Origin of the sequence: Fluviicola taffensis DSM 16823, from assembly GCF_943372375.1 — a bacterium.
GTDB lineage: Bacteria > Bacteroidota > Bacteroidia > Flavobacteriales_D > Crocinitomicaceae > Fluviicola > Fluviicola taffensis_A.
In genome coordinates, this window is sequence record NZ_CALRYJ010000001.1 from 136,740 (window position 1) to 152,280 (window position 15,541).

Sequence of the window (15,541 nt, forward strand, 5' to 3'; positions counted from 1 at the left end):
CAAGCATTCAGTCACCTTTAAATCTATGAACATTAATTGGATGGTAGCTGAGCGAATTCGAAGCTATTTCTTTTTGTTATTGACTGAATTGCGTACATCACCAAGCCAACAACATTCCTTGCTCCAACTTTACTCATCATCAATGTTCGGGCACTTTCAATGGTTCGTCTGCTCTTGAATAATTTCTCCGCAATTTCCTGTGTAGTCATTTCATTGCAGATCAACTCCAGGATCACCAATTCGTTTTCATTGAAGATGTTTCCGGAACCTACTTCAAATACAGGCTGAATCTTCCCTGAATGCACCATTTTAGCGATGAACATTTTGGAAGTACGGTCATTCAGGTAATAACCCGTCTCAACTGCTGATTTGATTGCCAACTGGATCTCTTCCGCGTCATCATCCTTGGACAAATAACCATTGGCACCGTTCTCAATTGCCGATTCAACAAATTCCACATCATCATACATGGATAACAACAATACCTTTATTTCCGGAAATTTCTCGCGAACTTCTTTGGTGGCTTCAATTCCGTTTTTGACCGGCATTCTGAAATCGATGAGTGCCAGATCAACGGAGATTGCGGGCAAAGCTTCAATCAACAATTGACCATTTTCCACTGCTAAAACCACTTCAAAACCATCAATATCATTGAGTAATTTCGTGAGCCCATTTCTGAAAATGGATTGATCTTCTGCAATTGCAATTTTTATAGTTCTGTTTTCGGTTTCCATACAAGCATAACTTTAGTTCCCGGATTCTGCAATTCGTAATCTATTTGAGCACCAACTTGCTGACTCCTACTTTCAATATTTTTTAATCCCAAACTTTGGGATTTCAGTTTATCTTCTTTCGTTGGGACAAAGCCCATTCCATTGTCAATAAGGGTTATTTGAATACCGTCTTCGTTCTGTTCCAGTGTCAATTGGATCACAGTTGCTTTTGCATACTTCAAAATATTATTGATCAATTCCTGCAAGATACGATAAACCGCCAAACTCACCTCTCTTGTTTGAGATTCGTGTTTCGGATCATTTACCGCAATCACTGAAAAATGAACATTTGGAATTTGTTGCGCGAGTGTATTTACCAAACTTTTCACTGCAGGAACAAGACCTAACTCTTCCAAAACACTTGGCAATAAACGATTGGACAAACTCCTCACCTTTCCTATGGTAATCTGGACACCTTCATTCAGGAGCTGTCGTTCTTCCTCATCAATAGGCAAAGAGACAAAGGATAGTTTCAATGCCGTAAGCGAAGATCCGATATCATCGTGCAATTCAATGGCAATTCTGCGTTGCTCAATTTCCTTGGCATCCAAAGTGGCCTGAACCATTTCGTTCTTATAATTCAATTCCAACTGAACCATTTCCTGCTTCTTACGACGCATTTTCTGTTGGTACAGCACTGCAAAAACAATGATACTCAACGCCATGATAAACATTGCCAGAGTAGCAATGATTATCATCAGTCCTAAATTCGAGGGAGCTTGCTGATCCATAGTGCGTATGAATATAATAGATTATATAGTAAAATCAACCCCAAATTCCCCTTGTTCAGAATTTTAAGCATCTCATCCCCAAAATATCCTACGACCAAGTAGTCATAGAGCAAATTATATATCAAAGTACAAGAATGTCCTAGGAGCAGGGTTGCACCAACAAGAAAATAGACATCCTTAAATGGACTAAAGACGTTCTCCATGCGAAACATTTCGATGAAATAACTGATTATTATAAATGCAACACAACCAAATGTAATCCCTGTCTGCAATGATGCATGAGCTTGCCAATCATCAAACACATTTGTTAAGGTAATCAGTATTACACCGGTTATAACAACTGTTAGCAGTAAAATTTTACTTCTTTTCTTTGAAAACTGCTGGAAAAAGAAAAAACTGGGAAAAATTAATTCAACATACAGGTAAATTCGATAGAGCCACAAATTGTTGATTCGATAATTAAAAAGAATAGCTCCAATAATCTCAACTAATACTGTAAATATCAGATAGGTCAGTATCACCTTACTAATAAAAGGAAGGCGCTTCTGTATCAAAAGCGCCAACCCAATTCCAATTGGAAAACTGTAGGATAAAAGAACAAAATACTCCCAGCTTCCCATATAACAGTATTATTGATTATTACCATTTAATGGATTACTTGCATAAGGATAAGGAGGACATTTCATCCCATTGTCAATAATCACATTCAACATATCGTTTTCATTCGAATCTGCTCCAACCAGAACCAATTCAAAATCCCCTTCCGAATTTTGTCCCAAATAAATACGGATTCCTTTACAATCCGCCTGAGCTAATATTTCTTCAATATGTGTCTTTCCGATAAACATACCGCCAGTTTTATTCATTTTGCTCTCACGGTATTTTCTTGTTAAAAGAGCACCTTCTTCAAGAGTAATCTGCTTTCCTTCGTTTCCTGTAAATGACATACTAATATAGTTTAAGTTATACGAGCCAATATTATATGGAATTATTCGAACTTCCAAACCCCTAAAATGACGAAATCAACCATGCCCTTGATTTTAATGGTTTTAGAATTTTCACAAAATGAAAAAAATGTGGTTTTCCGCAATGCATTTTCAGTAAAAATACTGTTGTGAGCATCAAATCTGTAACATACATTTGTTTCAACAAAAAGAAATTAATTCAATGTTTGAAATGTTACATGATCTAATAAACAAACCAAGAGTAGACATTCACAGCAAGGTGAATATCACCTATTGGAGTAGTGAGTTAAATTGTTCCGAAGAAGAGTTGCTTTACTGTATATCGAAGGTCGGTTCGTCGATCACAGCTATCGAGAGTTACTTGCATATGAACAAATCCTTGCTACAGGTTTGGTCTACACGCAACATGGCAGGCTAATGAAATGAACATATTATAGCAACAGGTCGTTATGAAATTACCACTTCCACTTTCACTGAGTTTTTGCGGCCTGTTGCTTACTTTTTTTTCCTCCGCTCACTGAGCCAATTGGGTACGTTACCCGCAGCGTTCGGAGTCTTATTACCGCTATTGCTTTTACCACTATTCATAGACTGACCGTGTTGATCTCCTAGTAACTGGGAGATTAATTCCGGTCTTTTTGCCTTTGTCAAACGATCCTTGATCCAATCCCTGTTCTCTCGCTTGTACCAGAAGAAAAAGCGATTTTGATTTTTCTTCTCATCCGCACCTTTTGCCGTATAGATCGGTTTCAGTGTATAAGGGTGAACTCCTGTATAGTAAATCACTTCGGAAACAGTCATCGGAGTGGGTGTAAAATCCTGAACCTGCTCCAACTGAAAGCCCATATCTTTTGTCTCAGCAGCCAAATTGGCCATGTCCGCTTCTTCACATCCGGGATGTGAGGAGATGAAATAGGGAATCAATGGCTGATTCAGATTGTTTTTCTCTGAAATGCGGTCGTATTTCTCCTTGAACTTATGGAAGTACTTGAACGATGGTTTCCGCATCACACGCAAAGTAGCATCTGAAGTATGCTCAGGGGCCACTTTCAAACGTCCGCTCACATGCCGTGTGATCAACTGCTCGATATACTCATCGTGATTCCCATCTGTATTGTTCTTGTTGAAATCATCAACCAATAAATCATAGCGGATTCCGGAACCTACAAATGCCTTTTTGATTTTTGGATGTGCATCGATCTTGCGGTACAAATTGGTCATTGCCGTATGCGAAGTATCCAGGTTATTGCAAATCACCGGATGAATGCAACTTGGGCTTGAACAGCGCTCACAAATCGCTTCATCCTTCCCTTTCATGCGATACATGTTCGCAGAAGGTCCACCGATATCGGATAAATATCCTTTGAAATCAGGAAGTTTTACCACCTCATCGATCTCATTCAAAATACTTTTTTCTGATCGGGAGGAAATGAATTTTCCCTGATGGGCTGAAATGGTACAGAAACTGCATCCCCCAAAACAACCACGGTGCATATTGATGGAAAACTTAATCATTTCATATGCCGGAATAGCACCCCTTTTCTTGTACTTGGGATGCGGCATTCTCGTATAAGGCAAATCGAACGACTGATCCATTTCCTTTTCAGTCATGGTTCGATATGGCGGATTTATAATCAATGTTTTGGAACCAACCTGCTGAGTGATCCGATTCGCTTTCAATTTATTCGACTCGACCTCTACGATCTTGAAATTTGCAGCATAAGCCAATTTATCCTTCTGACAAACCTCATGACTGGACAACTCAACCGTTTCCCATTGTTTGTTTTTGGGTAATTCTTTAGCCGAATCCTGGATAAATGCCACCTGATTCACCGTTGTCAACGAACTGAACGGAACCCCTTTCTTCAGCAAACGAAGTACATCGCGCAGAGGCTGCTCCCCCATTCCATAAACCAACAGGTCGGCCTGGGAATCGATCAAGATAGAAGGCAGCAATTCATCCTTCCAATAATCATAGTGGGTAACCCGTCTGAGTGATGCTTCAATTCCACCGATCAGAACCGGTACATCCGGATAGATTTCCTTTAGAATATTCGTATAAACTGTTGTGGCGTAATCCGGTCTGAAACCCGAAACCCCTCCCGGAGTATATGCATCCGTGGAACGTAAACGTTTTCCGGCAGTATAGTGATTCACCATAGAATCCATACAACCTGCGGTAACTCCAAAAAAGTACTTCGGTTTCCCCAATTTTTTGAAATCGCGCAAGTCGTCCCTCCAATTGGGCTGCGCTATAATACCGATCTTAAATCCCTCACTTTCAATGATTCTTCCAATAACGGCTGTACCAAAAGCCGGATGATCCACATATGCATCACCTGAAATCAAGATGACATCGAGTTCATCCCAACCACGTTTTTCAACCTCTTTTTTAGTAAGTGGCAGCCAGTCTGTTATTGGTCTTTCCATATCCATTTGGCAAAGTTACGGAAAAAGAGGCTCTCAAGCCTTATAAATGAAGGTTTTGTATTACATTAACAGCACATGTACAGGTTCAAAGAGTTCCAATATTTATCGGGATCAAAAATTGAATCTGCCACCACAGAAACATTTTAAACATTGTACTATGAACATTTTGGGACTAAAAACTTCAAACATTTGGCGTTTTAGAACAGAACAAAATATATTACCTTTAATTGGATGAAACGAACCCTTGTTTACCTGCTGATCTTATCTGGATTTCTACTTTCCAATTGTACACCAAAAAAGAAAGTTCAAGTCCAAGAGCCTAAAATTGTGAGTGATCTGATTCACCCGCTTTATTTTCAGGAAGAAATTTCCTCATTGATCAATTTTCCATTCTGGTTCAATGACAGCATCGTTTCGCAAAAAAAGATTCAACAATTGACCATTACCTCGTTCAAAGGGGTTATCTCGGATACCAGTGTCTACGATCCGGATTCCGAAGACGAAACTTTTCCAAAAAGAACCTTGATCTATACCTTCAACCAGGCAGGAAGGATCATTCAACTTCAGATCACCGATTTTTCTGAAGGAATCGTCATCTCCAACCAATCTTTCCGATTCGGTAAGTCGAATCAACTGGATTTTTGCGAAGCCGTTCAAAAAGACAATTTTTATGGAGTGGAAAATAGTACGTTCACTTACACGCCAACCAAATTTTCCACTGATTATGCTTCATTTGAGTCATCCAATGATCTGGATCTTCTGCACTTTATCCTCAACAAAAAATTCTTCGGTCCGTTATCAGTGGATTCCATTGCAAGTCCATTACCTAATGACTGGGTCATTTTAGGATTCCCGAATAAACCGGTGAAGCGATATAAAGTCAAAAACAAAGTCAAGGAAACCTCGATTTCAAACTATGAATATTACAGTGGAAACTTCCCCAAACTTATTACAAACGAAGAGTATCCATTCTTCAAAAAACGGTATTTCAATTACGAGAACGGGCACTTTAACGGGTACATCGATTCCACATTCATAGATGAAACATTTGTAACTTCTGTGAAGTCCCTCATTTATTATGATAAAAATAGATTACCAAAAAAAATCATTCACAAAAAAGAACATGCAGAAGGTGTAAATAATTATCAGACACATGAATTATTTACATACACTTATTATGAATAACATTCATTGATTTCGCTTAAATTAAACCAGATAATCCTATGATCAATCATCTTTTAGGAAGTAAATTCATCCTTGCTCTTATCCTTTCGACCATTGCTTTGTTCGGGCATACTCAAACAGACAAAGTGGTCATTGGGGGCAAAAGCTATTTTGTATATCCACACCAACAAGCTGTTACCGGAATGCAGGAATACTACCTGAATTTCGCAGATACCAAGGAAGTCATTAAACGGGACGAAAGAAACGAAAAGATCATTTCCGTCAGCGTAGAACCTGTAACAGAGGCTGAGAAAAAATCAGCGATCAAATTTCCAAAATCATACAAAAAGTATCTCAAGGGATTTGAGGAAATTCTTGAATTCTATCCCTACTTCATGGTGAATACGGATAATAGCATTTCGGTTGACCCGACACCGGCATTGGTGAGCTTGCCTGATGGAGACTATGTGCTGTTCTACCGGGATATCCCTTACATTTCCAAAAGGGTTTTGCGGTATAAAAATGACGTGGTTGCAGCTTACTTTTCAATTAAGAACAATGCCATTGAAGGAAAAAGTACCTGGTTCAATCCCGAAGGAAAAATTGTTAAAAAAGGAGACTACCTGAACAGCGAGAAAACAGGCAGTTGGCAGGTTTTGGAGTATGTTCAGAAATTTGATGAAAATAACGCTTACAATGCCAAGGAAAGTATTGAAAGCAGAATCGCAAAAGCCGTTTACGATACAACCAAAACAACCATCACATTTTTAGATGGATTGCGCAATGGTCCTTACACTGTACATGAAAATCAGGTGCTGCTCATTTCCGGAAATTTTTTGGCAGACAAAGAATCCGGGGCTTGGGAAGTATATCAATTCAAAACAACTGTTTCAGTAGACAAAAAAGGGCAACTTACGGTGACGAAGGGAACAGAAAAAGTATTGATTGACCGTTACAGCCTGAGAAGCGATCAAAAAAGAGGAAAATCTCCCATTATCCGTCACTCGGTAATTCCTTATGAATTTATGGGTTATGAAAGAACTGATTCATTGGTTCTCAAAAACAGTTCGACATCCAGTGCAGGAGATTACGAACGGGGATATGAAACTGATTTTCCGGATTTCAGCAATTTCCTGAGTATTCTTGAACCGGAAGCAGACAATATCGAATTGCCGGAAGAAAACCTGACCAGCTATGAGGGAGAGGAAGAAATGTACGAGGGAGATTATTACGAACCAGAAATGTCCTTCCCTCCTGACCAGAACTATAACCCAAACGAATACTATGAATTTGTAAACGGGAAAAGATATACTTTCAATGAGTTGATAGATTCCGCCGGATACTTATTTGCTTATGACGGAATTGTAGAACACTATTATCAAAACGGGCAGCTTCAATATCGTTTTGAGGTCAAGGATGGCACACTTTTAAAAGAAGAACCCGTTTATTGGGACAATGGAACGATTGCCAATGAAATCATTTTTGTAAGTGATTCCAATAAATTCGTCCAACGCTATTACGATTACAACGGAGTGTTCTATTATGAAACATGGCACGATGCGAAAGGAAATATCTTAAGTGATCCAACACAAAACAACCGTGATTTCATTACGATCAACAACAAGGATTACGATCGGAATTTCGGCAATCCCACGGTCATTTATTCAGATGACGAGGAGTTGAAGTTGGGTGAAATGGCAGATCGGATCTTACTTGTCGAAGAACTTTTCAAAGCAGATTCTTCCCTTGCCAAACAAGTGTATTTCCATCCTAAAACCAGAACATTGAACGCGATTCAACGGAATCTGATGGGGGATACGATTTCTACTGAAGAAGCCGTTTTCTCGGAAGATTATTTGAATGTAAACTCGGTAAAGACCACCCGATTCAAAAACATGGAATTGCGGACCATTCAAAATGGAATCCTGGACGAATACTGGAAATCGAGTATTTCGGATACGGTTCCTTTGGAAAAAATGGCATACTACTGGGAATACAAATATGCCGTCGAAAAGGACAATGAATTACTGGTCAATGGAAAACCGTTCACTGGAAATTTCAAACTAAGTGATCAAAAAGGAAGTTTCAGCGTGAAGGCAAGCAATGAACTCATTCAATTATCACTTCCGAACGGAAAAACAGACCTGAAACTATATCAATCAGCTGTCAAATCCTACCTGAAATCCGGGAAAAGAGCCGATATTTTATCCGGTTATTGTTCAGACTTCGGTGGTTCAAGTCAGCTTTCACATGCTGTTACGGGTCTTTTCCCAACGCTATACGGTGTCTTCCTTGCGTTGTATGAACGTCAGGAATATCAGTTGGACGGAAAAGTGGTCGTTGAAGAAGAGTATTACAGTGAGGTTGCTCCTTCATCAACCAAAGCATCGGTATACAGCTCCGTTGAAGGAAAGTATCTGGATGGTAAAGCGGAAGGCGTTTGGACTTATAAAGATCAGTACGGAAAAGTCAGATCAATCATCGGTTACAAAGGCGGAGAAAACCATGGCGACAATATGGATTACGCAGTGGCAAATCCGAAACCAAAACTGAAAGAAGACGAATTGTATGCCTACGAAAATCCACTGAGTTCCTTCGAGGAATATCCGTTGAAGAAAACCTACTACCTGGAATCGAAGTGTACGTTCAAAAATGGAGCTTTAAACGGTCCGTACACCACCACTTCCTGGAAAGGTGACACCCTAACGTATGTAAACTATCTGGAAGGCGCAAAAGAAGGTCCGGAATTCAAGAGAAATAAGTTGTTCTACAATCAATCTTTCTACAGAAATGGTTTTATTGACGGCAATGTGAAAACCTATTTTACAGATCCGGGAAAAGACTCCGTACTCATCTTTGACCTCGGTTTCAAAAATGGCGCATTACAAGGTGAATCCGTGGCTTACCATTCCAATGGGAAACTAGCAAAGAAAGGCTTTTTCCTAAGCGGTCAGCCTATTGATGATTATGAAGCATACGACACACTTGGATTCAAATACCAATATGTGAAGTTCCAATACAATCAACCCATCGAAGAAAAGATTTGGGAAGAAAATGAACTGAGTGTCCGCTATGATTTCGATTGGAGGGATTCCATTCCATTCAATTTTGCAGACATCACGGAAAGCTCCAGTATCGATCAGCTGATTTATCAGGCCGGTTATTCGGATTTCGGTTTATACGAACCTTATTACGGAAGACCAAGTTTGGTAAACAAAGCCGGAATTGATTACCACATTACGAAATACTATCCCAATGACACTATTGCGCGGTTCGGTATGATTTCAAAAGGGGTCAAGGTCGGTTGTTGGAAATACTTCAATTATTTCGGGAAGAAACTGATGGAAGTCGAATACTTCGATTCAATTATTTCTGTCAATGACAGTATCAAATTCAAATCAAAAGGGATTCTTTACTACCTGGATCAGAATGACAACCCGTTGAGTAAAAGTTGGATCATCGAAAAGTTTGAAAAGTACGATTGTGCCCATACCGATCACAACGAAGAACGCATGTTGTATTGTTTTTGGGAAAAAGACACTGCACAGCACCGCAAAAACGGTTATGTCAAAAATTATTATGACAATGGCTCCATTCAAAACGAAGGCTGGGTAAAGGATGGTTTACCGACCGGTATCTGGAAGCTTTACGATGTCAATGGCAATTTGAATCAAGTCGGAGAATACGTTTTGGGAAAACGCAACGGCAGATGGTTGAAGGGCGATTTAGGAAGTGTCAAGAACATGAGTGAAATCTGTCTGAATCCAAACCTGGAAAATCTGGACGCTATTCTAAACTACCAGGAAAAATTACTGGATGTGAGCGTTATTACTTACCAAATAGGAAAAGAACTGAAACGGAAATACTACGGGATCAACATGAATAGCGAAGAAGCTCCGGAAGGCTATTATGAAGACGAAATGAACTATGAAGGTGGATATTAATCCATATAAAATCAATTGATTAGAGAAAAGAGTGAGAAAATCACTCTTTTTTTCAGATTAATAAACAGCTGCCCCCATTCACTCTATTAGTTACAAAAAATAACTGTTTTGTTTTTAACTTTGTTTTTATGATGGAAGTGGAAAATACCAATATGGCAAAACTGATAGAATTAATCGATTCTATTCGTGAAATGCGTTTTGTGATTCAGAACTACTTCAAGAAGCAACTGAAAGATAATGAGCTCGGAATTACTGTCGAAATGCTGGAAGTTTTGATGGTACTATCGAAAAATCAGCAAATCAATCAGCAGCAAATCGCCGATCGCATTCGAAAGAATAAAGCCAACTTAACCCCGATCATCACCAAACTTTCAGTAAAAAACCTGGTGCAACGACAAGAAGATTCCATAGACAGGAGAAACAACCTCATCTCTTTAACAGATAAAGGTCAGACACTCTGCACCATGTATGTAAAACTCTTTGAGGAATTTTACTGCGAATTTTTAAAAGACGTAGATATTAAAAACCTGAACAAGACAATCACCATACTCAAAAAAATCGGACAGGAAGTTTCGAAGTCGAGTTGATTCTTTCAATCTGAACCTTTCAGCAAGCCATCTGTACCACAAAATCAAAACCAATTCTATGAAGACTCGAAATCACCTAATGATCCATTTTTGTTTGCCTATTCTTTTATTGATCCAAAGTTGCGGACAAGATTCCCCCATCAAGGAAGAACAGTTAAATATTACTTCAAGTGATATGACAGTGAACTTTAAGGAACCTGAAGTCATGGAAGCCAGTTTTGATTCAAATTTTGAAGATGAATCACGCACCCAAACAAATAACCTTGACTACTCGGAAGGCTTTTCAATGGAATCTGCATCTCCAACTTACATGGTGAGCTCGAATGCAAATACTTCCGCCTCTCCTAAAAAACAAATAAAAAAGGATAAGAAAATTATCAAGAACGGTACTATGCGGATTGAATCCAACACCTTCTATGAAAGTAAAAAGCGCATAGATCAAACCGTAAAAGCATTGAAAGGTTATTACGAAAACGAAGAACTTGACAAAAATGATTATCGCATTCAATATCATCTGATTATCCGATTACCGTCTCGGAATTTTGAACAATTGGTGCACGGAATTGAAGATGGAAAAGATGAAATCCTATTCAAGAAAATCAATGTGAATGATGTGACAGAGGAATTTCTGGATATCGAGACACGTCTTGAAAATAAACGCAAGTACTTGCAGCGGTATAAGGAACTTTTAGCAAAGGCAAAAAATGTAAATGAAATCCTATCCATCGAAGAAAATATTCGTCAGTTGATGGAAGAAATAGAAAGTAAGGAAGGTCGTCTGAAATACCTGAATGATCAGGTTGACCTCAGCACCCTTCGAATCACTTTATTCAAAGAACATCCCGTTAAGGTAGATAAACCGGTAGACAATCCATTCTCTTCAAGGGCTGGGAAATCACTGGGTTCAGGTTGGGATTCCATCATCAACTTTCTATTGTGGATTGTTTCGAAATGGCCAATTATTTTGCTGCTTAGCATAGCGGCATGGATCGCAAGAAGAAGATGGAAGAAACGAAAAATGGAAAAAACCATTAGCTAGATTTTAAATTTTGTATTCGAATACTCCTGAATTACAATTCGCACCTGTTGATTGATCCGAATTTTAAAGCATCTGCTGTGTTCGACCAACAAGATTTCCGACCTTTGAGCAGCATCTGATTATACAAAACCTGTCACTCGTAAAAGAAATAAATTCACCTGTAAAAAAAACTTGTTAAGAGATGCAAAACCCGTTCATACTCCAGTTTTTCATAAATACTTTAGCTAAAAAAATAAGAGTATGATAAAACAAATGATCACCGGAACAACTCTTCTGTTCACCTTTACCGTATTGACCTTACAGGTTTCCCGTGCACAAGCCTATCAATTCACCCATTTCAGCGCTCCTTATCAGGAGTTGACAAATGGAACTGTTTTGGAAGCATGTGATCTGGAATTGCCCATCGTTCCTTTAGGCTTCAATTTCCCATTCCTAAACAACCAAGTGGATTCGCTGGAAGTAGACATCAATTTCTTGTATCATGAAAAACCTGTTAACGGAGTCGTTCATGGAGTGCAGTTCTTTCCTTTTGGAGCAGGATACGCATGCAGAGAAACACCAAATTCGGAAGTAAGCTATGCAACTGTTCAGGAAAACGGACATCCCGTATTTATTGTCCAGTGGAAAAACTTGGGTTTCTATGAAGATACAATTGGAAATCAATTCCTGAATATGCAATTAAAATTATATGATTCGGATAAAGCTATTGAAGTGCGTTTCGGAGGTATGCACATCGAACAAGAAAATATTTACTTTACGGGTGAACCCGGAGGATTTGTAGCCGGAATTGCATATACTGATCCGAACTCTCCGATATTTGATCCGGCATGTTTTACCTTATACGGAAATGCCTCAAACCCAAGCATGGATCCATCATTCAATCCGGACTCTCCGTTTACTCAAAACATGATAGGTCACCCTGACTCCAGCATGGTTTATCGCTTTTACCTGCAGGATGCCGGAATCGATTCACCCGAACAATCCTTTTTCAGCGTTTATCCGAATCCGGTAAAAACAGATTACCTGCACATCCATTCACTAACACCCTTAGAAACCATCCGTATCTTCACAATCAGTGGTCAGAAAACCGGAGAAAACAGAAAACCGGATGCACTTTCGAATATTTCAATTGCTGATCTCGAAAAAGGAACTTATCTAATCGAAGCAACCAGCGAAACAGGAACGCAAACCATTCGATTCATCCGCGAATAAACCCCACCACCAAAAATCGAAATCGGAGGGAACAGAAACACACTCTTTCCTCCGATTTATAATCCGACCATTCCCAATTATTTCTCTCCCATTTTCAATTAATCGTATCTTTACAATTCACATAACTCGATTTATATGAATTTTAATACATCCGCTGTGTTCGACCAGCAAGAAGGCCTCGTTGTCCTTGTTGGGAAAAAAATTGAAACACAAATCAAGCTTCCGAAAACGGTTGCTGAAGAATTGGAATTGTTCCACAAAAATGCAGATTCACAATTTTTACATTTGCCCCTGAAAGGAAAGCACTTCGTGTTTATCAAGGACCAGGAAACAGATGAAAAGCAACGGATCATGGGACACAAACTTCGGGGAGTTTTACCTAAAGAAGTAAAAAGCATCCTTATTGATGGAGGAAAATCCACGAGTTTATTCCTTGCAGAAGGATTCGCGCTTTCGTGTTATCAATACCTGAGATACCGAAAAGAGGCTGACAAAGAAAAATTTGCTCTTGAATCCATTGATTTCTCCGCAAAAATGACTGCTGCAGCAATTGATGAACTTTCAGCAACATTGAAGGCAGTTTTCTGGGCACGTGACCTGGTCAATGAGCCAGTTTCAGGTTTGAATGCCACTCAACTTGCCGAAGCAATCGAAGAAAAAGGAAAAGAAGCCAATTTTTCAGTTACCATTTTAGAAAAATCTAAGATTGAAGCATTGAAAATGGGTGGACTTCTTTCGGTGAATAAAGGTTCCATCGATCCCCCAACATTTACAATCATCGAATACAAACCCAAAAAACCAAGCAACAAAAAACCAATCGTTTTGGTTGGAAAAGGTGTTGTTTACGATACGGGAGGTTTGAGTTTGAAACCAACTGCTGGTTCCATGGATTCGATGAAATCGGATATGGCTGGTGCCGCAATGATGGCTGGAACAATTTACGCCGCTGCAATGATGGAACTTCCCATCCATCTGATCGGGTTGATTCCGGCAACGGACAATCGCCCGGGATTGAATGCGTATGCCCCTGGTGACATTATCACCATGTATGACGGCACAACGGTTGAAGTGTTGAATACGGATGCAGAAGGACGCATGATTCTGGCAGATGCTCTGGCTTATTCTGCGAAGTACAAACCGGAATTGGTCATTGATGCTGCAACCTTGACAGGAGCCGCGGTTCGCGCAATAGGATCACGTGCATCTATCATCATGGGAAATGCGGATAAAAAATACTTCAATTTATTGAACGAAGCCGGAATGGAAACCTACGAACGCGTGGTTGAATTTCCATTCTGGGATGACTATTACGATGAAATGAAATCCAAAATCGCGGATCTGAACAATATCGGAAGTGGTTTTGCCGGGATGATTACAGCAGGAAAGTTCCTGGAGCATTTCGTAAAAGCACCTTACATCCACATGGATATAGCAGGTCCGGCTTTCTTGGACAAACCACAAGACTACAGAGGTTTTGGCGGAACAGGTACCGGAATCAGACTAATGATCAATTTCTTAAAACGACTTTCATAAGATGGAAAAAGAGAAAGAAAAAATCAAGGAAGAAGGTCGCGCAGTTCCTATCCGTGTAGGAATCTCAATTGGTGATATCAATGGGATCGGACCAGAAGTGGTGATTAAGGCATTGGCAGATAACCGGTTGTTATTGGATTGCACCCCTATTATTTATGCGTCTTCAAAAACCATCTCCTTTCACAAGAAAGCATTGAATGAACCTGAGTTCAATTATCAAAGCATTAAAACTGCAAACGAGGCGATCAATCGCAAGATTAATATTATCAACGTTTGGAATGAAGAAGTTCAATTCGAATTAGGAAAAGGTACGGAAGCAAGTGGTAAATATGCTTTCCTTTCCCTGGAAAGAGCGACAGAAGATCTGGCTTCAGGTAAAATTGACGTCCTGGTTACCGCTCCAATCTCGAAAGAAGCAATCGGGAAAGCGGGATTTCAGTTCCCGGGACATACCGAATACCTCGCACACCTTGCCGGAATGGATGAAGCATTGATGATGATGGTAAGCGGATCACTTCGGGTTGCTTTGGTGACGACACATCTTCCATTAAAAGAGGTCTCAAGTGCTCTAACCCGCGAGAAAATTTTAATGAAAATCAAGGAATTGGACAGCAGCTTGAAAAAAGATTTCGGAATTCAGCGTCCAAAAATTGCTGTTTTCGGTTTAAATCCGCACGCAAGTGAGAACGGAAAAATGGGAACTGAAGAAGCAGAAATTATCACTCCGGCAATTAATATGGCACGAAATGAAGACATTTTTGCATTGGGTCCATTCCCTGCAGATGGCTTTTTTGGCAGTCCGAATCGCGGTCAATACGACGCCGTTTTAGCCATGTATCACGATCAGGGATTGGCTGCTTTCAAAGCTTTGGCTTTTGAAGACGGTGTGAATTACACTGCTGGTCTTCCAATAGTTAGAACGTCTCCGGACCATGGAACTGCATTTGACATCGCCGGTAAAAACGAAGCAAATCCACAGTCCATGAGAAGTGCGATCTATTTGGCAATAGACATTTTCAACACCCGTAAATTCCTAAAGGAAATTGCAGCAAATCCATTGCAAGTTCAGGAGTCTGCTCATCACCGAAAAAGAGGTGACAGACAACATGAAATTGAATAGGAGATCCGTCGGCTGATCGATAATGCCAAACATTAGAGTAGAT

Annotated in this window: 13 protein-coding genes; 8 read left to right on the forward strand and 5 right to left on the reverse strand. The window is 39.7% G+C overall.

The features are described 5' to 3' along the window. Positions 1-32 precede the first annotated feature (32 nt). Genes AAG807_RS00555 through AAG807_RS00570 form a run of 4 tightly spaced genes read right to left on the reverse strand, consistent with a single transcriptional unit; the run spans position 33 to position 2,451 of the window. On the reverse strand, positions 33-734 hold the full coding sequence (locus AAG807_RS00555; protein WP_341899813.1) for a response regulator transcription factor: 702 nt from the start codon (positions 732-734) through the stop codon (positions 33-35). Beyond that, complete coding sequence (locus AAG807_RS00560) at positions 710-1,471, reverse strand: ATP-binding protein (protein WP_341899814.1); 762 nt, start codon at positions 1,469-1,471, stop codon at positions 710-712. Before AAG807_RS00560 ends, AAG807_RS00555 begins: the two co-directional genes overlap by 25 nt. Positions 1,472-1,476: 5 nt before the next feature. Continuing rightward, complete coding sequence (locus AAG807_RS00565) at positions 1,477-2,124, reverse strand: hypothetical protein (RefSeq protein WP_341899816.1); 648 nt, start codon at positions 2,122-2,124, stop codon at positions 1,477-1,479. A gap of 9 nt (positions 2,125-2,133) precedes the next feature. Next, positions 2,134-2,451, reverse strand: coding sequence for a hypothetical protein (locus AAG807_RS00570; RefSeq protein ID WP_341899818.1), 318 nt, complete (start codon positions 2,449-2,451; stop codon positions 2,134-2,136). Between the two features lie 220 nt (positions 2,452-2,671). Between AAG807_RS00570 and AAG807_RS00575 the strand changes: the two genes are divergently transcribed. Further along, positions 2,672-2,887, forward strand: a complete 216-nt coding sequence (locus AAG807_RS00575) for a DUF3606 domain-containing protein (RefSeq protein WP_341899820.1) — start codon at positions 2,672-2,674, stop codon at positions 2,885-2,887. Between the two features lie 77 nt (positions 2,888-2,964). Here the strand turns inward: AAG807_RS00575 and AAG807_RS00580 are convergent, their stop codons facing one another. Further along, positions 2,965-4,905, reverse strand: coding sequence for a YgiQ family radical SAM protein (locus tag AAG807_RS00580; protein WP_341899822.1), 1,941 nt, complete (start codon positions 4,903-4,905; stop codon positions 2,965-2,967). Positions 4,906-5,130: 225 nt separating this feature from the next. Between AAG807_RS00580 and AAG807_RS00585 the strand changes: the two genes are divergently transcribed. From AAG807_RS00585 to pdxA, 7 genes are all read left to right on the forward strand, one after another. Then, entirely contained in the window at positions 5,131-6,084 is a 954-nt protein-coding gene (locus tag AAG807_RS00585) for a hypothetical protein (RefSeq protein WP_341899823.1), read from the forward strand. A gap of 38 nt (positions 6,085-6,122) precedes the next feature. Continuing rightward, entirely contained in the window at positions 6,123-10,007 is a 3,885-nt protein-coding gene (locus AAG807_RS00590; protein WP_341899825.1) for a hypothetical protein, read from the forward strand. A gap of 128 nt (positions 10,008-10,135) precedes the next feature. Further along, positions 10,136-10,594, forward strand: coding sequence for a MarR family winged helix-turn-helix transcriptional regulator (locus tag AAG807_RS00595; RefSeq protein WP_341899827.1), 459 nt, complete (start codon positions 10,136-10,138; stop codon positions 10,592-10,594). 58 nt (positions 10,595-10,652) lie between these two features. Beyond that, entirely contained in the window at positions 10,653-11,633 is a 981-nt protein-coding gene (locus AAG807_RS00600; RefSeq protein WP_341899829.1) for a DUF4349 domain-containing protein, read from the forward strand. 240 nt (positions 11,634-11,873) lie between these two features. Next, positions 11,874-12,845: a T9SS type A sorting domain-containing protein gene (locus AAG807_RS00605; RefSeq protein ID WP_341899831.1), complete on the forward strand. Its 972-nt coding sequence runs from the start codon at positions 11,874-11,876 to the stop codon at positions 12,843-12,845. Between the two features lie 135 nt (positions 12,846-12,980). Continuing rightward, a complete protein-coding gene (locus AAG807_RS00610) occupies positions 12,981-14,378 on the forward strand; it encodes a leucyl aminopeptidase family protein (protein WP_341899833.1) in 1,398 nt (465 codons plus the stop codon). Between the two features lies 1 nt (position 14,379). Beyond that, positions 14,380-15,498, forward strand: a complete 1,119-nt coding sequence (pdxA, locus tag AAG807_RS00615; protein WP_341899835.1) for a 4-hydroxythreonine-4-phosphate dehydrogenase PdxA — start codon at positions 14,380-14,382, stop codon at positions 15,496-15,498. Positions 15,499-15,541 lie beyond the last annotated feature (43 nt).